This is a genomic window from Halopseudomonas pelagia (assembly GCF_009497895.1).
Taxonomy (GTDB): Bacteria; Pseudomonadota; Gammaproteobacteria; order Pseudomonadales; family Pseudomonadaceae; genus Halopseudomonas; species Halopseudomonas pelagia_A.
This window is the reverse complement of sequence record NZ_CP033116.1, coordinates 1,966,317-1,988,338: the sequence shown is the minus strand read 5'-3', so window position 1 is coordinate 1,988,338 and position 22,022 is coordinate 1,966,317. Positions and strand designations below refer to the sequence as shown.

21 protein-coding genes are annotated in these 22,022 nt (G+C 56.5%); 4 read left to right on the top strand and 17 right to left on the bottom strand.

All coding sequences use genetic code 11. From position 1 onward, the window contains the following. Positions 1-88 precede the first annotated feature (88 nt). The 17 genes from EAO82_RS09405 to EAO82_RS09325 form a co-directional block, all read right to left on the bottom strand. A complete protein-coding gene (locus EAO82_RS09405; RefSeq protein ID WP_231703315.1) occupies positions 89-1,129 on the bottom strand; it encodes a serine hydrolase domain-containing protein in 1,041 nt (346 codons plus the stop codon). 196 nt (positions 1,130-1,325) lie between these two features. Beyond that, on the bottom strand, positions 1,326-2,030 hold the full coding sequence (locus EAO82_RS09400; protein WP_153274279.1) for a hypothetical protein: 705 nt from the start codon (positions 2,028-2,030) through the stop codon (positions 1,326-1,328). Positions 2,031-2,044: 14 nt separating this feature from the next. Continuing rightward, positions 2,045-2,236: a 2-hydroxymuconate tautomerase gene (locus EAO82_RS09395; RefSeq protein ID WP_096347360.1), complete on the bottom strand. Its 192-nt coding sequence runs from the start codon at positions 2,234-2,236 to the stop codon at positions 2,045-2,047. Positions 2,237-2,246: 10 nt separating this feature from the next. Continuing rightward, entirely contained in the window at positions 2,247-3,050 is an 804-nt protein-coding gene (gene dmpH, locus EAO82_RS09390; RefSeq protein WP_096347359.1) for a 2-oxo-3-hexenedioate decarboxylase, read from the bottom strand. Next, positions 3,047-4,084 (bottom strand): 4-hydroxy-2-oxovalerate aldolase, encoded by a 1,038-nt coding sequence (gene dmpG, locus EAO82_RS09385; protein WP_096347358.1) that lies wholly within the window; start codon positions 4,082-4,084, stop codon positions 3,047-3,049. The genes dmpH and dmpG overlap by 4 nt, the downstream gene beginning before the upstream one ends. A 13-nt stretch (positions 4,085-4,097) precedes the next feature. Continuing rightward, positions 4,098-5,036, bottom strand: a complete 939-nt coding sequence (locus tag EAO82_RS09380) for an acetaldehyde dehydrogenase (acetylating) (protein ID WP_096344651.1) — start codon at positions 5,034-5,036, stop codon at positions 4,098-4,100. A gap of 54 nt (positions 5,037-5,090) precedes the next feature. Then, a complete protein-coding gene (gene dmpE, locus EAO82_RS09375) occupies positions 5,091-5,876 on the bottom strand; it encodes a 2-oxopent-4-enoate hydratase (protein ID WP_149331181.1) in 786 nt (261 codons plus the stop codon). A gap of 2 nt (positions 5,877-5,878) precedes the next feature. Next, positions 5,879-6,745, bottom strand: coding sequence for an alpha/beta fold hydrolase (locus EAO82_RS09370; RefSeq protein ID WP_096346405.1), 867 nt, complete (start codon positions 6,743-6,745; stop codon positions 5,879-5,881). A 7-nt stretch (positions 6,746-6,752) separates the two neighbouring features. Further along, entirely contained in the window at positions 6,753-8,213 is a 1,461-nt protein-coding gene (locus EAO82_RS09365) for a 2-hydroxymuconic semialdehyde dehydrogenase (RefSeq protein WP_096346406.1), read from the bottom strand. Between the two features lie 31 nt (positions 8,214-8,244). Continuing rightward, positions 8,245-9,165: a catechol 2,3-dioxygenase gene (locus EAO82_RS09360; protein ID WP_096346407.1), complete on the bottom strand. Its 921-nt coding sequence runs from the start codon at positions 9,163-9,165 to the stop codon at positions 8,245-8,247. A gap of 10 nt (positions 9,166-9,175) precedes the next feature. After that, positions 9,176-9,496 carry a 2Fe-2S iron-sulfur cluster-binding protein gene (locus tag EAO82_RS09355; RefSeq protein ID WP_096346408.1) on the bottom strand — a complete coding sequence of 107 codons (321 nt, stop codon included), beginning with the start codon at positions 9,494-9,496 and terminating at the stop codon, positions 9,176-9,178. A gap of 116 nt (positions 9,497-9,612) precedes the next feature. Next, positions 9,613-10,674 carry an NADH:ubiquinone reductase (Na(+)-transporting) subunit F gene (locus EAO82_RS09350; protein ID WP_096346409.1) on the bottom strand — a complete coding sequence of 354 codons (1,062 nt, stop codon included), beginning with the start codon at positions 10,672-10,674 and terminating at the stop codon, positions 9,613-9,615. A gap of 10 nt (positions 10,675-10,684) precedes the next feature. Next, positions 10,685-11,044, bottom strand: a complete 360-nt coding sequence (locus tag EAO82_RS09345) for a phenol hydroxylase subunit P4 (RefSeq protein ID WP_096346410.1) — start codon at positions 11,042-11,044, stop codon at positions 10,685-10,687. Between the two features lie 75 nt (positions 11,045-11,119). Further along, positions 11,120-12,667 (bottom strand): aromatic/alkene/methane monooxygenase hydroxylase/oxygenase subunit alpha, encoded by a 1,548-nt coding sequence (locus tag EAO82_RS09340; protein WP_096346411.1) that lies wholly within the window; start codon positions 12,665-12,667, stop codon positions 11,120-11,122. Between the two features lie 11 nt (positions 12,668-12,678). Further along, positions 12,679-12,951, bottom strand: coding sequence for an MmoB/DmpM family protein (locus EAO82_RS09335; RefSeq protein WP_096346412.1), 273 nt, complete (start codon positions 12,949-12,951; stop codon positions 12,679-12,681). Beyond that, entirely contained in the window at positions 12,948-13,949 is a 1,002-nt protein-coding gene (locus tag EAO82_RS09330; RefSeq protein WP_096346413.1) for an aromatic/alkene monooxygenase hydroxylase subunit beta, read from the bottom strand. Before EAO82_RS09330 ends, EAO82_RS09335 begins: the two co-directional genes overlap by 4 nt. Positions 13,950-13,996: 47 nt before the next feature. Next, entirely contained in the window at positions 13,997-14,248 is a 252-nt protein-coding gene (locus EAO82_RS09325; RefSeq protein ID WP_096346414.1) for a phenol hydroxylase subunit, read from the bottom strand. Positions 14,249-14,616: 368 nt separating this feature from the next. On the opposite strand from EAO82_RS09325, the gene EAO82_RS09320 reads away from it, so the two are divergent. The 4 genes from EAO82_RS09320 (at position 14,617) to EAO82_RS09305 (ending at position 22,007) form a co-directional block, all read left to right on the top strand. Continuing rightward, positions 14,617-16,326: a sigma-54-dependent Fis family transcriptional regulator gene (locus tag EAO82_RS09320; protein ID WP_096346415.1), complete on the top strand. Its 1,710-nt coding sequence runs from the start codon at positions 14,617-14,619 to the stop codon at positions 16,324-16,326. Between the two features lie 287 nt (positions 16,327-16,613). Beyond that, complete coding sequence (locus tag EAO82_RS09315) at positions 16,614-17,615, top strand: sialidase family protein (RefSeq protein ID WP_096346416.1); 1,002 nt, start codon at positions 16,614-16,616, stop codon at positions 17,613-17,615. 10 nt (positions 17,616-17,625) lie between these two features. Next, entirely contained in the window at positions 17,626-20,079 is a 2,454-nt protein-coding gene (locus tag EAO82_RS09310) for an efflux RND transporter permease subunit (RefSeq protein WP_096346417.1), read from the top strand. 47 nt (positions 20,080-20,126) lie between these two features. After that, a complete protein-coding gene (locus EAO82_RS09305; RefSeq protein WP_096346418.1) occupies positions 20,127-22,007 on the top strand; it encodes a DUF1302 family protein in 1,881 nt (626 codons plus the stop codon). Positions 22,008-22,022: the final 15 nt, after the last annotated feature.

Genomic DNA, 22,022 nt, shown 5'->3' with positions numbered 1-22,022 from the left:
ACAAAGGCACCATAATCGAACATTATGCCCACATAATGCCCCACGATGGCGCTCAAAATGGTGGCTACTGACCTAGATGATCTGGCGACTAGGTGCGCTCGGTCAAATTGCCGATGATTTTTGCAAGAAGGCGATGAAGGTCATTTCGATGCCCGCTGCGCGCTGCCGACGCACTTTCATCCGAGGTCATGACCACCGTCAGCCCCAAGTCAGGCACCACATACAGCATCTGCCCTCCATAGCCCCAGCCGTAGCGTACGTCCTGATCGGCGATTCTGGTCAGAAACCAGGCATATCCATGACCATGCCCGGTCCACCACGATTGGGTATGGCGCTGCCATGATGATCGGATCCAAGCTTCAGAGATCAGGCGCTCCCCTTCAGCCGTAACCCCGCCATTGCGATACAACTCGCCAAATGCAAGCAAGGATCGCGGACTCATGGCCATCTGGTTTCCACCCATGTAGATGCCCTGCGGGTCACGCTCCCAGGAGGTAATCGAAAACGCCTCAAGCGGACCGAGCCAGTCACGCGCGAGCTGCAAGGTAGTGCGTTCTGTCTGGCGCGACAGAATCGCGGATAATAAATGAGTTGAGCCAGTGGAATAGATCATCCGGCCGCCTGGTTCGTCCTCAAAAGGCCGAGCCAATGCAGCACGTACCCAGTTGGAACTGGTTACCCAAGCCCCATAGTTTACTCCCGAGGTTGAACCCAGTCCGGCTCGCATCGTTAGCAGGTCGCCAATGGTCACCTTTTGCAAACGAGGGTCCGGCTCTGCCGGCAAATCACGCGCTAGCAAAGAGGCAATTTGCTGATCGGCTCCTTGTAGAACGCCCTTGTCAATCGCAATGCCGACTAGCGCCGACATCACCAGCTTTGAAGCCGACTTGATGTTGGTTGGTTGGGTGGTGGTATGCCCACGATAGCCACGTTCGGCCACGATTGAGCCGTTGTGGGAGATAACTACTGTTTCCAGGGGCTCCAATGTCTGCGCCTGGTCGAGGATCTTACTCAAGGTTTCGTCGTGCAGATTCTCTGACGCGTGAGCGCAGATGCAGAACAGCATTAGCATCAAGCTAGCCAAAATGCCCTGCAAAGGGCGCTTCTGCCTGGGGATAAATGCGAACACTTACTCTCCTCACGGGTAGGTGTATTTGCAAGGCCGATACGACCTTGCAAATAAACCTACCTTATCCTGCATCGTGGGTAGCCGTAAGATTGCTTAGGAAAACAACCGTTACTTTTTGTGCCCCGCAATAAAATGATACGGCTACCGGCCAGCGCCACTGAAGCCTGTGGTCAGCTTCAAACAAAATTGAGGTGCGTCAGTTCATCCAGCCATAACCGGACAGTGTTCGCTGATCATCATCCAGATCGAAGCCGAACAACCGCTCCGGCATTTGCGAACCGCCTAGCCCAAAAGCCGCATGTAACAGACACAGCGTAGCGTCACCCAATGTGCGCTGCTGGGTACCTGGACGGGCTTGCCACGTTGTGTCGGATAGTGCTTCGAACCACTGTTGTTCATCCACCCAGCGGCTCATCAGATTACGCCAATAAGGGTCATGTGGACTGCGGTAGCTACCCGGTTCGGCATCTACCGGGATCTCATCCAGACATATCATCAATACCCTGCGCGCACGCCATGATTGCAGGGCCTGGCCCAGCTCTCGACACTGCCGAACACTCATGTCTGTCCCCAGCCGTATTTCCATGCATTCAACTGGAGAGGAATCAAACAGCATTGACGTTAGGGCCTCAATTTTCTCCGCTCCAGCTTTGGTCGGCAACGAATAGCCCAGTTCAAACAGCAGCGCCGACAGCTGCGTCCCTAGCTCGCCGACGCTGCCACCGCACAGTTGTGGCTGAGCAAGGCCTGCGCATGCGGTAATGAAAACCACCCCTTCTATGTGGCTGTCCGGCTCGATCAGCCGATCAATAAGCAGAAGTCTGCTTGATGTTTCGGTCAGACCGTCGCGGCAGGATAGATACAGAGACGGCAAGCGCGTAGGCGCTGCCCTCTGCTGCACACCCACCCCATCCATCAGCGCTTGACCTTGCTTGCTGGTTCGCCCCCAATTCCAAAATGTGTTCTGGGCATTTCGCTGATGATTACCCGGATGCTGGGCATCGGAGCATCCAGCGCACGAGCGATCGCTTCGCTAACCTCACGGATCAGTCTTTCCTTCTGTTCGTCACTGCGTCCTTCGAGAATATGTAGTTGTGCAATTGGCATGCTGAATTCCTCAGATAAAGCGGGCCGACACGCTGCCCAGTCCTTGATAGCGCACGGTGATATTGTCACCCGCCTGTACCGATATCGCCGCAGTAATGCCGCCGGTCATGATGAATGTGCCGGCCGGGATATGTTCGCCACGTTCGGCCAGCAGATTGGCCAACATGGCCACGCTTGACGCCGGGTGACCGAGTACCGCAGCGCCCGCACCGACATCTACCACTTCACCGTTCTTTTCAACCACAACACCAAAGTTCTTCAGATCAACATCTTCGACGCTGGCCATCTGGCCGCCAGTGATGAATCGCGTCGAAGAGGCGTTGTCGGCCACCACGCTGATAAGATCGAACTTGAAGTTCTCGTAGCGTGAATCGATCACCTCGACGGTCGGCACTACATAATCGGTCGCCGCCAGCACATCGCCGATATGACAACCAGGCCCTTTGAGCGGAGCTTTGGTCACAAAAGAGATCTCGGCTTCGATCTTCGGATGGATCAGCTCTGCGGTATTCACCACCCCGCCGTCCGGTACGCTGAAATAATCGGCCAGAAAACCATAGATCGGTGTTTCAACACCCATCTGAGCCATTTTCGCCCAGGATGTCAGGCCCATTTTCATGCCTACTATGCGGTTGCCTCGAGCCTCCTTGCGGCGGCGAATTTCCCACTGCACGTCGTAGGCATCGGCAAAGGTCATGTTCGGGTAGTCATTGGTGACCTTGGTGATGTCCTGGCGGTTCAGCTCGGCGTTTTCCACATGCTCGGCCAGTGCCAGCACCTGATCACGGGTCAGGGTACGTTGTTGTTCACTCATGCTGTTTGCTCCTTGCGGGCGGCCAGCAGGTCCAGCGCCACGTCGACGATCATGTCCTCCTGGCCACCGACCATGCGGCGCTTGCCCAGCTCGACGAGAATATCCACGGCCTTGAGACCGTACTTTTGTGCGGCTACTTCAGAGTGGCGCAGGAAGCTGGAGTAAACCCCGGCATAACCCAGCGCCAGGGTTTCGCGGTCAACCCGCACCGGCCGGTCCTGCAGGGGGCGAACGATGTCGTCAGCCGCATCCATCAGCGTGTACAGATCGGTGCCATGCTCCCAACCCAGGCGCTCAGCAGCGGCGATGAAAACTTCCAGCGGCGCATTGCCGGCGCCAGCGCCCATGCCGGCGAGGCTGGCGTCGATCCGGTCACAGCCCTCTTCCACCGCGACGATGGAGTTGGCCACACCCAGGCTGAGGTTGTGGTGAGCGTGCATACCGGTGTGGGTTTCCGGCTTGAGCACATCTTTCAAGGCACGAAAGCGATCACGAATATCCTGCATGCTCATTGCCCCACCGGAGTCGACCACGTACAGGCAGGTAGCGCCGTAGTCCTCCATCATCTTCGCCTGTTGCGCGAGACCCTGCGGAGTTTGCATGTGGCTCATCATCAGGAAACCGACGGTGTCCATACCCAGTTTCCGGGCGTGTTCGATATGCTGCTTGGATACGTCAGCCTCTGTACAGTGGGTGGCCACACGCACTATGCGCGCGCCCGCCTGATAGGCGTTATCCAGATCATGGATAGTGCCGATCCCAGGCAGCAGTAGCGTGGCAATCTTGGCATGGCTGATAACTTCAGCGACGGCTTCGATCCACTCCAGATCGGTATGAGCGCCAAAGCCATAGTTGAAACTGGAGCCCTGAAGACCATCACCGTGGGCGACTTCGATGGAGTCGACTTTGGCCTTGTCCAGCGCGCGCGCAATGTCCTGCACATTCTTGATCGAATACTGGTGGCGAATGGCATGGCTGCCGTCACGCAGGGTCACGTCGGAAATATAAAGTTTCTTGCCGGGATTGAATGTCATGGTCTTGTCCTCCTCAGGCCTGATTCATCGACTGCGCCATGCGCTCGGCGGTCGCCAGCGCTGCGGAGGTCATGATGTCGAGGTTACCGGCGTAGGCCGGCAGGTAATGGGCGGCACCTTCGACTTCGAGGAAGATTGAGGTTTTCAATCCACTCAGATGGCCGAGGCCGGGAATGTTCAGCGGCTGATCTTCGGGGATGATGTCGAACTGCACCTTCTGCTTAAGCCGATAGCCCGGCACGTAGCTGTTCACCGCCTGGACCATTTCTTCAACAGAAGCTTCGACTGCGGCCTGATCTGCCAACTCGCTGAGTACATACACGGTGTCGCGCATGATCAGTGGCGGCTCGGCTGGGTTCATGATGATGATCGCCTTGCCACGTGTTGCACCACCAATCACCTCAATCGCCTTGGAAGTGGTTTCGGTGAATTCGTCGATATTGGCGCGGGTGCCAGGTCCCGCAGATTTGCTGCTGATCGAGGCGACGATCTCGCCATAGTGCACCTTGGCTACGCGCGAGACCGCCGCGACCATGGGTATGGTTGCCTGGCCACCGCAGGTGACCATATTGACGTTGGTTTCATGCAGGTTCTGCTCCAGATTAACTACCGGCACACAGTAAGGGCCGATGGCAGCCGGCGTCAGGTCGATGATCCGCAAACCCGGCTTGTGGCCGCGCAGAAGCACCTCATTGTGCTTGTGGGCACCGGCCGAGGTGGCATCAAAAATGAAGTCTATGTCGGCGAATTCCGGCATCTTGACCAGGCCATCCACTCCTTCGTGGGTGGTTGCCACGCCCATGCGCACGGCGCGCGCCAGGCCATCGGACTCCGGGTCGATGCCGACCATGGCGCCCATGGCTATATGCTGGCTGTTACGCAAAATCTTGATCATCAGATCGGTGCCGATATTGCCTGAGCCGATGATCGCGGCTTTCAGTTTCTTGCTCATGATGTATTACCCTCTAGGGGAAATGCTGTCTGTTCCGATGACCTGGAATTCAGGTCAAATGAATCTCACGCTGGCGCTGCCCATGCCGCCGATATCCACGCGCATGAAGTCTCCGGCCTTGACCGGTTCAAGCGGAACCAGCGAACCCGACAGGATGACCTCTCCGGCTTTCAGTGAAATGCCGAATCGGCCAAGGGTGTTCGCCAGCCAAGCCACACAATTGACTGGCGAGCCCAGCGCCGCTGCGCCAGCGCCGGTGCTGATCACCTGGCCGTTCTTCTCGACCACCATGCCGCAGGTGACCAGATCGACCTTGCGCGGGGAAATCGCCTGGTCGCCCAATACAAAAAGGCCGCAAGACGCGTTATCCGCTACGGTGTCTTCAATCGCGATCTTCCAATCCTGGATGCGTGAATCGACAATCTCGAAACAAGGCATCACGCACTCGGTGGCAGCCAGGACGTCAGCATTGGTTACACCCGGACCGGTCAGATCTTTTTTCAGGATGAAAGCGATCTCGCCCTCGGCGCGAGGCTGAATGAGCCGCTCACTGATGGGCACTGCTTCACCACTGTTGTAAACCATGCTATCGGTCAGGTAGCCGAAGTCCGGCTGGTGCACGTTCAGCATGTTCTGCACTGCTTTGCTGGTAACACCGATTTTCTTGCCGATTACCCGCTCACCAGCGTCAAGGCGGCGCTGCAGCATGCGCAAAGAAATGTGGTAGGCGTCATCAAGGCTGATGTCGAAACCACGGCTGGTCAGGGGGCTGACCATCTCGCGCTTGCTCATGGCCTGATACAGCTCATCTCCGAGCTGTTCGATCTGTTGCTGTTCCATTGTCAGTGCGCTCCTGAAGCGCTATCCGCTTCGGTGAGAAAATCGTTAACCAGCCGCGCAAAGCGCCCGGCGTGCTCAATCTGCGTCCAGTGTCCGCACTGGCCAAAGACATGCAGCTGTGCTCGCTCAATCAGGTTGGCCAGATCCAGCGAAGCCTGAAGGGGAATGACTAGGTCTTCACGGCCATGAATCACCAAGGTTTCATGGCGCAAAGCCCGTATTGCCGTAGGGTCACTGGCCAAACCATCTACCCAGCGCTGGCGAGGTGCAGGGAACATTTGCGCAAACGACTCCTGAAAGCCGGGTCGAATACTGGCCTGGTAACGCAATTCGGCCAGCTCGTCAGTCACCAGATTGCGGTCAAAGGCGAACACACTCATCAGTCGGCGCATCAAAGCGAAAGACGGTTCGTAGCCCCACACCTCGTCAAGCCCTTTTGTGATAGGAAAACTGACCCCGACGCTACCCATCAGCACTAACCGTCGTACCCGTTGGGGATACTTGATTGCCAACGCCAGCGCTATACCGCCGCCGAAAGAGTTGCCAACCACATCGGCCTGCTCAATGCCGAGCGCATCAAGCACACCGATGGCATGTTCGACCCAGGTATCGCGACAGTAATTGGGCGATTCCGGGTGTTCGCTGTAACCGAAACCGAGCATGTCAGGTGCTATCACACGGCGCTGTTGCGCTAGCTCCGGCATAATCAGCCGCCAATTAGCCCAGGCCGTGACGCCGGGGCCAGAGCCGTGAATCAGCATCACCGGGAAGCCCTGGCCGTTGTCGTGTACGTTAGTGCGGTACCCGCCAGCGAGAATTTCACGGCCCAATTCGGGGCTGGTTGGGTTGGTATTCAGGGGAGCGTTCATGGCCGCCTCATAGTTTTATGCAGATGTTTTTAAGTTCGGTGTAAAACTCCAGCGAGTGCACACCCCCTTCACGGCCGATGCCGGACTGCTTGCTACCACCAAAGGAGGTGCGCAGATCACGCAGAAACCAGCTGTTGACCCAGACAATGCCTGCTTCGACTTGCGCCGCAACGCGGTGCGCGCGGGTGACGTTCTCGGTCCAGATTGCCGAAGCCAGGCCGTAGGGCAGACTGTTGGCCAGTTGGACTGCTTCGGCCTCGCTGTCAAACGGGCGGATATGGCAGCAGGGGCCAAAAATCTCTTCAGTCACCACCGGCGAATCATCCTTCAGCCCGGTCCAGATGGTCGGCTGTACCCAAGCACCGTGCGCCAGCTCGGCCGGCATGTCGGGAACGCCTCCACCGGTAATCACAGTGGCGCCCTCGTCAATGGCTTTCTGGTAGTAAGACAGGACCTTCTCGCGGTGCTTAAGACTGATGAGCGGACCGAAATTGCTGGTTTCATCATCCGGCGGGCCGATCACCAGACTTTCCGCTCCGGCCTTCAGACGTGCGACGAACTCATCGAAAATAGAGCGTTCGACATACACACGCTCGGTGCCCAGACAGACCTGACCGCAGTTGGCGAACACCGAGCGCAGCGTGCCTTCGATGGCTTTGTCCATATCACAATCGGCAAACACGATGCCGGCGTTCTTGCCGCCCAACTCCAGAGAGACCTGACGCACGCCCTTAGCTGCAGCCCTCATGATGGTTTCGCCAGTGCCGGTTTCACCGGTAAAAGTGAATGCATCCACATCCGGATGTTCGGTGAGGAAAGCGCCAGCGGAATTGCCACCGAAACCATGCACCACGTTATAGACCCCATCAGGAACGCCAGCCGCTTTCATTACTTCACCGAGCAGCGCCGTCGTAGTGGGTGTCTCTTCCGAAGGCTTGACCACCACGGTGTTGCCACAGGCCAATGCGGGACCAACCTTCCATGTCATCAGCAACAGCGGCAAATTCCATGGGCTGATGACGCCAATCACACCTTTGGGTCGACGGATTCCATAATTCAAGGCGCCAGTGCCATCGGGGGTGGGCATCTCGAATGACTCGGCAGGAACATTCTTGATCAGATCGGCGAACACCTTGAAGTTGGCGGCGCCACGGGGAATGTCGATATGGCTGGCCAATGATCTGGGTTTGCCGGTGTCCTGACATTCAGCATCGAGAAACTCTTCAAACCGAGCATTGATGCCGTCTGCCACTTTGTGCAGTATTTCAGTGCGCTGGTCGACGGTCATCCGCCCCCAAGGTCCATTGAAAGCAGCTCGCGCGGCATTCACTGCCGCATTGACTTCCTCGCGCCCTGCTTCATGTACACGGCTCAGCACCCGGCCATTGGCCGGATTGACGTTATCGAAGGTCTTGCCGCTGGCCGACCCGACGTACTCGCCGTTAATAAAATGTTTGATGTCTTTCATAGCTGCGCAATCCTGGTGACAAACGAAATAGTCAGGTCAGTACGGTCAGGAACCGCTCGTTCAGAACCCGGTCGTGATAGAAAATAGCTTTGCCCAATGACTCGGCATCCCAGGTCACAGGCTCGTGATCCGGATAGTGGTAGTCGCCACCGGCAAACACTTCGTTGCGGTTACCCGAAGGATCGAAGAAATAGATGGTCTGCCCATGAGTCAGACCATGCCGAGTCGGGCCTATATCGATCGAGGTATCGGTCATTGAAATCAGGTCAGCCGCGCGGAGCACGTCAGTCCAGTTGTCCAGATAGAAGGACGCATGGTGAAATTTCGGCTCGGGGTGCTCGATAAACGCCACGTCGTGGGCCTTGGTACTCACCGTGAGAAACTGTGCTACCCGCTTCCCCTCTGGTGTCAGTACCTGTTCAGCCAGATCGAACCCCAACACGTCGCGGAACAGCTCGTAAGTCTCCGCCAGATTCGGACCGTACAGCAGGCAGTGGTCGAAGCGGGTGGCTCGCATACCACCCAACTCGCGGGGCCAGGCTTCCGGATTGCGGTTATTGACGCCCCATTTGCCGGTCTGTTTCTTACTCGCAAACAGCTCGAAGTTATGCCCGGTCGGCGCTACGAAACGCACCCTGCGACCACAGTCCTGCAGATCCCCCGCCGGTATGTCCTCCACCTCGCAACCGAAGGCAACGAGGCCGGCGCGCAGGTTATCCAGTACTTCCTCACTAATGCACTTGAATCCCATGAAGTCCATGCCAGGCTCTTCGGCAGCGCGTAACACCAAGGAATATTTATCGACCTCGGTCCAGGCTTTCAGGTACACACGGCCCTGTGGGTCGCGATCCATTTCGATCAGGCCCATCAACTCCGTGTAGTGTTTAACTGCAGCATCGATGTCCAGGACGCGAAGCTGTACGTGACCGGGGCGCATTACACCTTTTCTCATGACTATCACCTCATTGGATTTGTTGTTGTATTTCGGCCGCGGCCTTGGGCGTGCGGCACTCAATCGTCAAGTCGCTCAGCGGGTAAAGACGGCAAGCCAGCGCTTCGCCGCAGGCAAGAGCAGCGTCGGACACATGTTTACGACTCATCGGCCCACAGTGATATTCGCCGCTGATCACCTGAACCTTGCACAAGCCGCAACCACCACCCCGACAACCAACGGGGACGCAGCGTTTGGCCCGCTGCTCCATCGCTTTGAGCACGCTCTGCTCAGGTTCGCAGCTAAAACGGCTGCCGCTGCCTCGCTCGGTAATTTCATAGTTCACAGTCATTTTCTGTTCTCGACTGTTGATGTTTCGCTCTACCTACTCTGACGTTCAGGTCAGGCCGCCGTGTTCACGGCAGCGCAAACAGTTACCTGACGCCGCAGGTATTTCCTCAGGCCTCTTCAGATTTTCTTGAAGAGTGCCGACCTGGTCGTTTCTTCGGCGCCGTCGGCGGCCGTGAAGAAGCGTTCCATGAAAATATCGCGTTCAAATAGTCGGCCTTGCATCAATGCGCTGATGGACGAGTCAATCATCGGCGGCGGCCCGCAGAGGTAGGCCTTGTTGCCAGCAAAGCGACCGCCAAAATGTTCCTTGGCCGCCTCGTGCACGTAACCGCAAAAGCCTGTCCATTGATCATCCTTTTCCGCCTGACTGAGCGCGGGGACATAGGTGAAATTGCTGTGCTTGGCGGCCAACCCCTGAAACAGGTCATGGTTGTAAAGCTCCGCGCGGTTGCGTGCGCCCTGGAACAGGGTCATCTGCCGTGTGTCGCCTTGCTCCAGCAAGTCAAGGATCATCGATTGCGGGCTCGACAAACCCGATCCGCCCGCGATAAAAATCAGATCACCGGGTTGCGAGCGGCGCACGAAATACTGGCCATAAGGGCCGGACAGACTGAGTTGATCTCCGGCTTTGAGTTGCTGATGGACATGTGTCGTCGCAGCACCACCTTCAACCAATCGGATATGCAGTTCGACCTCATCAGCACGACTGGGTGGATTGGCCAGTGAGAACGCGCGGCTACCTTCGATACCAGGCAAGACCAGGTTGATGTACTGGCCGGCCTGGAAAGTCATGGGCCGGTCAAGCTTCAGATGCACACCCTTGATAGTCGGAGACAGCGTGACGATGCGCGTCACAGTGGCTACGTAATCCTCGACCGGGTAACCCTCGAAGTCGTCGTCGACATCAATATCGGCTTCAATGACCGCATCACTCTGTAGCGTCGCGCAGCAAGCCAGTACCTTGCCTTCGTCACGCTCGCCATCCATCAGCGCAAAGGGTGAGGCGTCGCCAATGTCTACATCGCCTTCGACCACCTGAATCTTGCAGGTGGCACAAGTGCCATGCCCGCAGGCAAAGGGCAGCCACACACCCTGGCGCAATGCGGCCTGCAGGATGGTCTGGCCTTCTTCGACGTTAATCTGCTCGCCGATAGGCTCGATTGTCAGTGAGTAGCTCATATGCTCGACCTCAGCTGGCGCAGCCGTTGATGCCGTTCAGGCCGGGGGTGTTCAGCGTGAGCATGCTCTTGTGATCAATGCCCTGAGCCAGCAGCGCCGCCTCTGGAGTCGGGCTAAACCCCTGGCCGTTGAGCAGCCACTGAGCTTCCATGAAATCAACCCGCGTGCTGTCAGGATGGTCCTTGATCGCCGGACGCAGTACCTCGGCAAAAAAGCCGGCCAACGTCATGTCAGGCGAGACCAGAAACGCAAACGGCGAGCAGTACATCAGATGCTTTGCCCAGTGCACGTAAACCACCTGCATGCCGTTGAAATTGGCCACAGTGTCCTTGGGCTGAGTAATGTAGTCGGATATGGCTTTGACGCTCATGACACTTACCTCTTTTCTTGTTCTTGTTCATCGGGCCGGTCAGCTTCCCCGGCCTGATGACACAGTTAGTGGATATCAGGCTGCGTTCTTGGGCTTGGCTGCCTGCGATTCGTCAGGTTTCTGCCCCTTGATCGCCTGCCAGCGCTTGTGATCCGGAGAACCCAGATACTCGAAATTGTCCTGGCCAGCGCCAATGTGGTAGTACTTGGTGACTACGGTCTCCACATCCGCACCTTCACAGTTGCCCTGGTAAATCTGGTGTACCGGCAACCAGGCCTGGATGTATTTTTCAGGCTCATATTTGAAGATGTCGCAGCAGCCATCCGAGCAGAAGTGATAACGCTCACCCTCATGCTCCAGACTGCGATGACTCAGCTTGGTCGGATCATCAGGTTCGGTAAACAGCGCCGGCACCTGGCACACCTGGCACAGTTGCGGCAAAGTGTTGTTGTAGAAACGCTCACCTTTCTCCTGCAGCGCCTGCCAATGCTCGAAGCGCGGACGGTAGTACTGATCGAAGGTGTCCGGGTACTGCTCCGAGAGCCAGTTCATTTCTTCTTCACTGGGAATCCAGGTATGGAAGTTGGTAGCCTGGCTGTACTGGTAGAAGGTCGCCCACAGCTGGTGGCTGATGTGCTCTTTACCCTTGTTTGCCTCGTCCTGATATTTGGGAGGACGAATACCGTAACGCTCAAGGTCCTTGAACAAGGCCCCGCCGTTCTGCTCGTAATACACCTCCCAAGCGTCCTTCCAGGACATCACCTTGTTGGGCAGCATATAGTCCATCATCATGCTGACCAGGCTGAGCAGGCGGTAACCGCGCCAGAACCATTTGTCGATCCAGTGCTGGATAATCGGCACGTTATCTTCATGCTGCTCAAGCATGAACTTGATCACTTCCAGGCCCAGGGTCATATGCCGGGCTTCATCGGACTGAGCTGAGAAGCCGAAAGTGACTGTGGCCATATCGCCGTTGTAAGCAGCGCCGGACATAAAGGGCACGAACAACAGATTGGTCAGGACGTATTCGAAAGAAAACGAGATCGCCGTGAGGAATTCGAACGGACCTGCACTGCGCGCATCATCGAAGAACGATTTGGGCACCGAAAGGAACCAGACGCGATCGTGCATATGGGCAAAGTCATGCAGACCGTTGAAGTGCTTGTTGTAATGGCTCATCGCGTGAATCTGCGTCTGCACGTGGCGCAACTCATCAATCGCTTGCATCTGACAGGCAGTACGCGCGCCAGCGCCGCTGAACTGCCGGCCGACTCGTGAGTAGCCCTGGAAGGCGCCATACTCAAGCGGGGACACGCCGGTCAAAAACAGCTTGAGCGCATTTACATAACGGGCATCGGAGATATTCTGATGACCGTTGTTCTGTGCAAAGGCGTCGAAGATCGCATACAGCTTCTTTTCCTTTTCGGCCTGGTATTTCCAGTAAGCATCCATGGTCAAGCGGAAGGGATCTTCCCACTTGTCCCAGTCGGTAATCTTGATGCCTTCGAAATCTTCCTGCGGGAAGATGTCTTTTTTCGACTGGTAGCTGGGCTCCCAGGCCATGTCGCGGGTCAGGTACTGGTACTTGTCTTTGAGACTGAGTTTCTTCTTATTGGTCGCCATGATTCGATCTCCTAATTTTTCCACTCGAGAATGAAATGATCTTCATCCTCATCCACGTTGCCGCCGATACTGATCACATCCAGGAGCATTTCCTGAACGTCCCATTCCCGACCGATCTTCTCTTCAACCGTTGCTCGGTTGATCACCAGGCGCTTTTCGGCCTGGATTCGGATCAGTGCGGGTTGGTGCTGCACTTCGGCGTGGGGGTTGTCCTGCGCAATGGCTTCCACGATGTAACGAGCGTTGTCGTTGTCCTGGAAGACGATAAAAGCGAGCTGGCTCATGCCTGTACTCCCTGGCTAGTGAGGCCAAGCTTTTTCAAACGAGTGGCAAACTGGGCACGAACCGTATCCAGCGCGTCACGGCCCATGCTTTCGTCGGCCAGGGGTGCCAGCGCCTCATAGGCGCGCGGTTCCCAATGCTCGACCCATGCCTGCAGCTGAACGGCGTTGGCTTCGTTTTCGGCCATCACGGTCTTGACCATCGCATCGACCCAGCGAACGGTCTCCTTGGACCAGTCGCGCATGAACTCAGTGAGCATGGACACATCGGCTGCGCCCTGCTCATCCAGCCACTGATCGAACGCCTCATACATCAGCGGGTACATCAGGCCGTCGATGATCAGGTTCTGCGTCAGGCTTAATTCGAACCAGTCCTTGATCACCAGCGTGTCTTCAACCAGGCGACGCATGGGTTGCCACAGCGCATCATCCATCCAGTAGGTTTTGGAGCGGTCGAGCGCGTCGCCGGTACCGCCATCGATAATCAGCGCGATACGCGAGAGATACTGACCAGCACCCAGACGGTCCATGGCCTGGTAGATATGCATTTGGGTGACGGTGCCAGCGATGCAATCACCGGCGACACCACTGTTATTCATGTTCGCACCCAGCTCCACATGCCGCAGCGGCACGAGAAAGCGCAACAGCGTCTCTTGCAGGTCTTCAGGCAAGCGCGTAATCAATCCACGCTTGTCGCAAAAGCTGTAACTGTGTTCGGTGGCTTCCTGCATCTTGGCGCGGTTCTGCACGTAGGCGCCGTAATAGAATTGCCGGGGATCGGTCACGCTGTGCCAATCAGCCATGCGAATGCAGGTGCGGGTTGGGTCATTGAGCATGTGCTCCGGATCCCACAACGGCTTGTAGTGGAAGTTGGTCACCGCTTCGATATCGAAGCTGGCTTCCTGATACCGGGTCGCCGGTTTATCACCAAAACGCCGTTTGATATTGCTATAGGTGTTTCGAATCGGTTCGACCGATGTAGTCTTGATTTCGATGCTCATATCAACGCTACCGTATTGTTGTTGTAAGGGGGTTCGAATCAGCTGAATCAGCGACTTCCATGTTCACCAAATCGCCACTTGATCATTTCTTCATCCACCGCCCGAGCCATCTCTTCGCTCATATGCTGAACACGGTTGTGCTGACAAAAATGCTCGAAGGCAGCACTGGGAAGAACCAGTTCTACAAACAGATCGGGATGGCCGATGGCGAAGTCGAACTCGACCAGGCGAGCCCCAGGCTCACTGCGCACACGGACATAACGTGGCATCTGATCAAAAGTTTGTGCGGGCTGGCTCATAAGGTCGTGACCTGTGCTTGGTGTTGTGTAAGCAACAGAGCAACGCTTGTGCCAAGAACCAAAAAGCATGCGTAAATTTGATATATCCAATTGATTTATTTACATATTTGCATTTTCACCAAAATACATGAGCCGTCTTGGCTAGAAGTAAAAGCAACAGGGGGTTGGCTTTTTTTGATCATTTGATCAAGTTGCCACCCCTGTTCACTCAAATGCTCAGCCCTGGCTGCAGCGGCCCACTTTTCATCATCTGGTTGATTTTTTGGTGGATACGAGTAGAAGATAAAGAGATAAATCCGCCGGCTCCTGGATCACTATGAGACACGCCCAGCCGGACGCAGCCCGCTAATAAAAAATAGGCAGACGCCATGGCGATCAGCTACAAGCCCCAGGTCCAATACTCGGATTACCTTGATCTGAGCGAACAAATTCGCTTTCAAAGTGCTGAAGGAAAAATCTGGTTTGGCGAACAGCGGATGCTTCTGATGCAGGTATCCTCCATGGCGAATTTCCGCCGCGAGTTGGTCAATAGCCTGGGGATTGAACGGGCCAAGGGCTTCTTCATGCGCATGGGCTACCAGTCCGGTGTAAAGGACGCCGAACTTGCGCGCCATCTGCGACCTCACTCCAGCGAGCTGGACATCTTTCTTGCTGGCCCGCAACTGCATTCACTCAAGGGCATGGTCAAGGTGCGGCCGATTCAGATCGACCTGGATCAGCAGTCTGGCCACTTTTACGGTGAGCTGGAGTGGATCGACTCTTTCGAAGTCGAGATCTGCCAAACTGAACTGGGCATGATGGAAGATCCCGCGTGTTGGGCGCTGCTGGGATATGCATGCGCCTATACCTCTTCTTTTATGGGTCGAGAAATCATCTTCCGTGAGACCAGTTGCCGTGGCTGCGGAGATGAAAAATGCCTGATTACCGGCAAACCTGCAGAAGAGTGGGAGGACGCAGAGGAGTTCAAGCAGTACTTTCGCAGCGACCCGATTATCGAGGAGTTATATGACCTGCAGAGCCAGGTGAGTTCACTGCGTACCAGCCTGGAAAAGCAGCAGGGGCAGTACTATGGTATAGGCCAGTCCCACGCCTACAAGACCGTGTGTCAGATGATCGACAAGGCCGCCAAAGGCAAGGTTTCGGTGCTGTTGCTTGGAGAAACCGGGGTTGGCAAGGAAGTTATCGCACGCAGCGTGCACCTAAGCAGTGAGCGCGCTGAGCAACCCTTCGTAGCAGTGAACTGCGCCGCTATCCCGCCGGACCTGATTGAGGCAGAACTGTTTGGCGTGGAAAAAGGCGCCTACACCGGCGCCAACCAGTCTCGCCAGGGCCGTTTTGAACGAGCGCACGGCGGTACCATTTTCCTCGATGAGGTGGTTGAGCTGTCCCCCCGCGCGCAAGCGACCTTGTTGCGGGTTCTGCAGGAAGGCGAGCTCGAACGGGTCGGCGATAACCGCACCCGCAGCATTGACGTTCGCGTCATTGCCGCCACCAACGAATCACTTGCCGAAGCAGTGCAGAACGGCCGCTTCCGTGCAGACCTGTACTACCGATTGAATGTGTTCCCGGTCAAGATTCCTCCCTTGCGCGAGCGCTTGGAAGACCTCCCGCTATTGGCAGAACACTTTCTGAAAAAATTCCATAACGAATACAACAAACGCACGTTGGGCCTTTCAGACAAAGCACTGGAGCTATGCCTCCGTTATCGTTGGCCGGGCAATATTCGTGAACTCGAGAATGTGATCGAGCGCGGAGTGATCCTGACCGACAGCAACGAAACAATCAGCCAGGACTCGTTATTTGCGGTATTCCCCGACGATCCGGACAGCAAACACGAGGAACGTCTTAACGCCACGGGGCAGCTTGTCGACGTGCAGTCAACGGCGGTGGCGGACGGCGATTGGGCCAGCCGTATCATCGCGGAAGGCATCAGCCTTGAAGTACTAGAGCAGCAACTGATGCTCAAAGCCATGCAGATGGCCGAACAGAACGTATCAAAAGCTGCCCGGCTGCTTGGCCTGAGCCGCCCCGCACTAGCTTACCGACTGAAAAAAAGCGACGTTTCACATACCTTCTGACGCTGCCCGCTCCTCTCCCCCCTAGACCTGCCCTCCGTCTCGACGACCGGTTGCATTTTGCGCTTTTGATCAAAAGAGAAACAGCTTCAGCAGAGTTGATCAATTGATCAAGTTCCTTGGAAGCTTAGGCTCTCCCGAGCCCATTCCTCAGCACGAAACAAACAATAAAACTCATATTTTACAATAACTTGAAATGAGAGATAGGGCGCGCCCAGCATGCTGGCATGGGCGTTGCTACATGCTGCGTAGTCGCTTTACTTATACAAAAACAAACAGTGGTGACGTACATGTTAATTGCCCTACGGCGCTTTGAGCGCCCTCCGTTAATACGTCTTTTCCCTTCTATCGCCCTTGTCAGCCTTGGGATGGTATTGGGCGGTTGCGAAGCCGCTCTTGACCTGGATGCCGTTACCCAACAGGCAAAACAGCCAAATCAGCGTACCGATTTCTATCAGGCAATGGCCAGCAATGCACAGGTCACCCTGTTGGTTGGTAATCAAGGTGTGGCCGTAAGCAGCCTGGATAACGGGCAGCAATGGCAGCGCCAACAGCTACCTACCGATATGAGTCTGATCGATCTGGATGTCTGCCCCGATGGCAGTTTTATTGCCCTGAGCTTCGATAACCAACTCTGGCATGCCGATCCCCAGGCACAGAACTGGACTGCTCACGCACTGCCCAGCAGTGAACAGATGATGGCGGCGACTTGCGCGCCTGATGGCAGCTGGTGGGCGGCAGGCGCATTCAGCACCTTGCAAAGCAGTGCTGATCAAGGTCAGACGTGGGGTGAGATGAGCCTCGACGAGGATGCCATATTTACCACCCTGCAGTTCGTCAATGACGAGCAAGCTATCGTCACCGGGGAGTACGGCTTGCGGTTCGTCACTGTAGACGGTGGCCGCAATTGGGAGCCATCCGGCAGCCTGCCGGATGAGTTCTATCCGCACGCCAGTCACTACACCTCTCTAGAGCAAGGGTGGGTAGGCGGACTGAATGGGTTTATCTGGCACACCAGCGATGCCGGAGTGACCTGGCAACGTCAGCGTACCGGCACCGAAGCACCCATCTTTGGCTTTATTGATGGCCCGCAAGGACTCTACGCGGTAGGTGAAAACGCCACCGTGCTGCAACTGCGCGGCCAACGCTGGACGCCCCTGACTACGCCTGATCAACCCCTCTATCTGCGCGCAGGGCGTTTGCTTCCCAATCAGCACCTTCTGGCGGCTGGTGGCCGAGGGCTCCTGCTGAATATTCCACTCCCAAAGGCCTTAGCGGCCAGTACTAACTGAGGAAACCGACATGCCTGGAATGCATCGATTTACCCATGCCATGCACAGCCTCGAAGTGTGGATATTCAACAACCCACGCAAGGTACTGGCCGCCATCGCACTACTCACCCTGTTGTTCGCTCTGCGCATACCTGGGCTGAAGATATACACCGATTTTGCCGATCTGCTGCCCCAGCAGCATCCCTACATAGAGTTGCATAACAGCATCAAGGACAGCTTCGGCGGCGCCAATGTGCTCGTGGTTGGCGTTGCCTTCGAAGACGGGGACATCTTCAGCAATGAGAATCTGGCGACCATCGACCGTATCACCCACGCGGTCGATAACTTGCCCGGCGTAAACCACAACCTGGTCACCAGCGTAACCCATCGCAACTCTCGCAAAATCTGGCTGACCGAAGTGGGATCGATCAACTCCGAACCCTACTTTGATGCGCAGCAGAACGACTATAGCGAAGAGCAACTGGCCGCCATGCGCGCTGATGTAGCCGCCAATCCCCGGATCTACGGGCCGCTAGTCTCGCCAGATTTCAAGATGGCATTGGTCAAGGCGCAGTTGATCGAGGGCCAGCTGGACTACGAAAACACCTTTGCCCAACTGCAATTGCTGCGCGATAACGAAGCCCGCGACGGGATGACCATCTACGCCACCGGTCAACCGGTGCTGGTCGGCTGGGCCTATACCTATATGGACCAGATCCTGCAGATCTTCATCTTCACCGTGCTGATCATGCTCGCCCTGCTGATCTTCCATTTCCGCAAGGCCTATGGCGTATTGATCCCGCTCGGCGGGGTGATGGTGTCGACCATCTGGGGGCTCGGAATTATCAGTCTGTTGGGATTTAATCTCGACCCGCTGGGCCTGGTTATTCCCTTTCTGATTGCCGCTCGCGCCATGAGTCACGGGGTGCAGTTAGTTGAACGGTATTACGCTGAAGTTCGCGTGTCGGGCAACGGTCAGCAGGCCGCTCGTGCCACCTTTGAAAGTCTGTTCCGGCCGGGCTCGCTGGGCGTGGTATCGGATGCGGTCGGGCTATCGCTTATTGCCATCGGCTCCATCGCGCTGAACACCAAACTGGGAATCTATGCCTCGCTCTGGGCCTCGACTGTGATCCTGACGGTACTGATCGGGGTGCCTTTGCTGCTCTCGATCCTGCCAACACCGAAAAATCCAGAGCTTCGTGAAACCGCTTTACGTTACATCGGCGGCGCCTGTTCGCGCATGGTCGCACGCCCAGGCGCAGCCCCGGTGATGCTCGGTATCGCCGCGCTGGCGATCGTGGCTGGGCTGTTCTCCGCCGCCAACGTGCGCATAGGTGATTCGGAGCCAGGCTCCCCAATCCTCTACCCAGAACATGATTACAATGTCTCCTCGAAGGAAGTGAATGATCGCTTCCCCGGTTCGGAGGAGCTGTACATCATCGCTGAGCACGAGCAGGTCGGCGGCTTGAAGCAGCCAGAGGTTCTGCGTGCGCTAGGTGATTTGCAGGCGCATATGCTTGGCGACCCGAGCGTAGGCGGCAGCAAGGGGTTGCCCGACCTGGTCAAGCAGGTCAACCGGCTGATGCATAACGATGATCCGCGCTGGTTCCAGATCCCACACGATGCGGACTATGTCGGTGGATTGATGTTTACCTACATGGCCTCCAGCCCCATCCCCGGTGCTCTGAACGAGTTCAATGACACCGACGACCGCATCGCCAACCTGGTTTTCTATTACAAGGACCGCCAGGGCGAGACCATCCGCCGAGCAATCCATATGGCCCAACAATGGATTGACGCTAATGAAGGCAAGGTCGAGGGGCTGAGCATTCGCCTGGCTGGTGGCACCATGGGTGTCGCGGCGGCCATGAACGAGTCCGCGTTCGAGACCAACCTGATCGTGCTGCCCTTGGTGTTCCTGCTGATCTTTGGTTTCGTGATGCTGTTCTACACCTCCTGGCACGCCGGCCTGATGATGCTGCTGGCGATGCTTTTCGCCACAGCTCTGACCTACGCCTATATGGGCATCAGCGGACTGGGCATTGATATCAATACGGTGCCGGTGATCGCAGTGGGTATCGGGGTAGGCATCGACTACTCAATCTACATGATGGATCGCATCCGCGAAGAAATGGCCAAAACCGGCGATCTGCGCGATGCGGTGCGGCGCTCCATCGCTACCACGGGTATGGCGATCAGCTTCACCGCGATCACGCTGATGGCCGGAATCATCATGTGGGTCATTCTCTCCGATCTGCGCTTTCAGGCCGATGCCGCGATGCTGCTGTGCGTGATGATCGTCATCAACGGCATTGCCGCCATGCTGCTGGTACCGGCTTGGGTGCTGGTCATGCGTCCGCGCTTCATTACCGATGTTTACGTGGATGACGACGGCGTGCTGCATGCCGATCTTTCATCCGACCAAGCATTCCCGTCATCTACCCAGCATGGGGTGGAAGACGGGCTGATACAGGGTGCCTCCTGACGGCACCGCCGTCAGCTCGCCCCTTCCACCCTGCAAGAGGAACTGCCATGCAAACAACAATAAAAGGCCTGAAGCACTGGAGCCTGACTCTGCTTGGAAGCGCCGGTCTGGCTCTGACTCCCCTCGCCAGCGCGGTTGCTGATGAGGAGATCAGATATTCCGGCTACTACGAAAATGCCACCTTCGTTCGCGATAGCGTGGGGTTGTCCAAATTCCGCAACACCATGCAATTGAATGCGGAGCGCAAAATCGGCGAGTTTGGACTGTTCAGCAACGTCTCCTGGAACGCCGTCCTGCGCGGCTCTTATGACGGCGTATACGACCTGAACAAGAATGAATACGGACGCAATGCCGGCGGGCCGGTAATGATCGAAAATATCGGCGGGGGTAATAGCGTCCCCCATGGCAGCGGCCTGGCCTTGCCCAACTCCTTTGACGAGGCCAACAACCCCAACGAAGGCATGATAGTGCTGGGCGAACAACTGCATGATACCGATGGCGGCGTTGCTTTCGGCGTACCAGTTCGCCCTTGTGACGTGGACAGCCGTGGCTGTATCAACGGTTACCTCGACAAGGACACTAACGATCTGCGCTACGGCGAGTTCAACGACCGGCTGGACTTCATCCGCGAGCTGTACGTGGACTTCGATTACGGGCTGGACAACGGCCATATCCTCAGCACCCGCTTGGGTAAACAGCAAGTGGTCTGGGGCCGCACCGATCTATTCCGCGTGCTTGACGTGATCAACCCGGTAGATTTCTCACGCAACAACATCTATGACGAGCTGCAGGACATTCGCATCCCCATGTGGATTCTGAAGACCGACTATCGGATGGGACCTGGCGAGATTTTCGACGACTTGAACCTGTCCTTCGTCTGGAACTTCGACCGCTTCCGCCCCCATGACATCGGCCAGTGCGGTTCGCCGAACAACATCCTTGATGCAGCTTGCTTCTTCCGCGGCATGAACAACCTGTGGGAGAACGGCGGTACCGTCGCCAACTTCGCAGGCGGAGTGTTCGCGACTGACTTCGGTCCCGGTCAGATCGGCATCCGCAAGGCGCATATGCCGGCCTGGAGTCTGTCCAATGGCCAGTTCGGCCTGAAGCTGGAGGGTGTGTATGGCGATATTGGCTTCTCCCTGAACGCCCTCACCTACCGCTCGCAATTGCCTTCATTGCGTGGTGGCATTCCAGGTCAGAATGGCTTCACTGGTGAAACCGCGGTATGGCCGAGCCTGATCGCTTTCGATATCCACTTTCCTCGAGTCAACCTGATCGGTGGATCACTGGATTACTACGCCCAGGGCATCGACACCGTATTCCGCATGGAAGTGGCCCACACCGACGGGGAAGAGTTCGCCAACACCTTGCAGTCCCGCCTGTATTCGGAGTCGGACGTAACCCGCTTCGTCGTCGGTGCCGACAAGAACATCTTCCTGCCCTTCCTCAACAGCAAACGAGCGTTCCTGTTCTCCGGCCAATTGTTCGGGCAGAAGATCCACGAGCACCAGCTCGAAGATCGTCCGCTGGGCAAGGCCGGCATGCCTGACTGGGAAGAGAACTTCATCGGCACGCTGCTGATCAAGGGCTGGTGGATGAACGATCGTTTGAGCCCACAAATTCTGGCAGCGCACGACTTCAAGGCAGAAGCCAGCGCCATCGCTCCCAGCATTGAATGGTTGGTCAGCGACAACCTGAAAATTGTCGGTGGCGCAAATATCAAAGTTGGCCGTGGCGCCCGCGAGTTCGATGATTGCCGTAGCTGTAACCCTTGGGACCCCTTTACCGCCGGCGCACCTGGCCATGCCGAAGGACAAACTCTTGGACTGGGTGGCTATGAGCCTTTGGGACGTTTCCGCGCAGGCCCTATCGGCATGGCCCAAAAAGAAGACGAACTCCAGTTGACCGTACGTTACAGCTTCTGATTACGAGGAATAACT

Coding starts and splice junctions, on each gene's coding strand:
- EAO82_RS09335 (WP_096346412.1), bottom strand. CDS start 12,951: ATGAGCCAGCTCGCTTTTATCGTCTTCCAGGACAACGACAACGCTCGT.
- EAO82_RS09315 (WP_096346416.1), top strand. CDS start 16,614: ATGTTAATTGCCCTACGGCGCTTTGAGCGCCCTCCGTTAATACGTCTT.
- dmpH (WP_096347359.1), bottom strand. CDS start 3,050: ATGAGTGAACAACAACGTACCCTGACCCGTGATCAGGTGCTGGCACTG.
- EAO82_RS09320 (WP_096346415.1), top strand. CDS start 14,617: ATGGCGATCAGCTACAAGCCCCAGGTCCAATACTCGGATTACCTTGAT.
- EAO82_RS09330 (WP_096346413.1), bottom strand. CDS start 13,949: ATGAGCATCGAAATCAAGACTACATCGGTCGAACCGATTCGAAACACC.
- EAO82_RS09355 (WP_096346408.1), bottom strand. CDS start 9,496: ATGACTGTGAACTATGAAATTACCGAGCGAGGCAGCGGCAGCCGTTTT.
- EAO82_RS09350 (WP_096346409.1), bottom strand. CDS start 10,674: ATGAGCTACTCACTGACAATCGAGCCTATCGGCGAGCAGATTAACGTC.
- dmpE (WP_149331181.1), bottom strand. CDS start 5,876: ATGGAACAGCAACAGATCGAACAGCTCGGAGATGAGCTGTATCAGGCC.
- EAO82_RS09310 (WP_096346417.1), top strand. CDS start 17,626: ATGCCTGGAATGCATCGATTTACCCATGCCATGCACAGCCTCGAAGTG.
- EAO82_RS09360 (WP_096346407.1), bottom strand. CDS start 9,165: ATGAGAAAAGGTGTAATGCGCCCCGGTCACGTACAGCTTCGCGTCCTG.
- EAO82_RS09365 (WP_096346406.1), bottom strand. CDS start 8,213: ATGAAAGACATCAAACATTTTATTAACGGCGAGTACGTCGGGTCGGCC.
- EAO82_RS09325 (WP_096346414.1), bottom strand. CDS start 14,248: ATGAGCCAGCCCGCACAAACTTTTGATCAGATGCCACGTTATGTCCGT.
- EAO82_RS09345 (WP_096346410.1), bottom strand. CDS start 11,044: ATGAGCGTCAAAGCCATATCCGACTACATTACTCAGCCCAAGGACACT.
- dmpG (WP_096347358.1), bottom strand. CDS start 4,084: ATGACATTCAATCCCGGCAAGAAACTTTATATTTCCGACGTGACCCTG.
- EAO82_RS09395 (WP_096347360.1), bottom strand. CDS start 2,236: ATGCCAATTGCACAACTACATATTCTCGAAGGACGCAGTGACGAACAG.
- EAO82_RS09380 (WP_096344651.1), bottom strand. CDS start 5,036: ATGAGCAAGAAACTGAAAGCCGCGATCATCGGCTCAGGCAATATCGGC.
- EAO82_RS09370 (WP_096346405.1), bottom strand. CDS start 6,745: ATGAACGCTCCCCTGAATACCAACCCAACCAGCCCCGAATTGGGCCGT.
- EAO82_RS09305 (WP_096346418.1), top strand. CDS start 20,127: ATGCAAACAACAATAAAAGGCCTGAAGCACTGGAGCCTGACTCTGCTT.
- EAO82_RS09340 (WP_096346411.1), bottom strand. CDS start 12,667: ATGGCGACCAATAAGAAGAAACTCAGTCTCAAAGACAAGTACCAGTAC.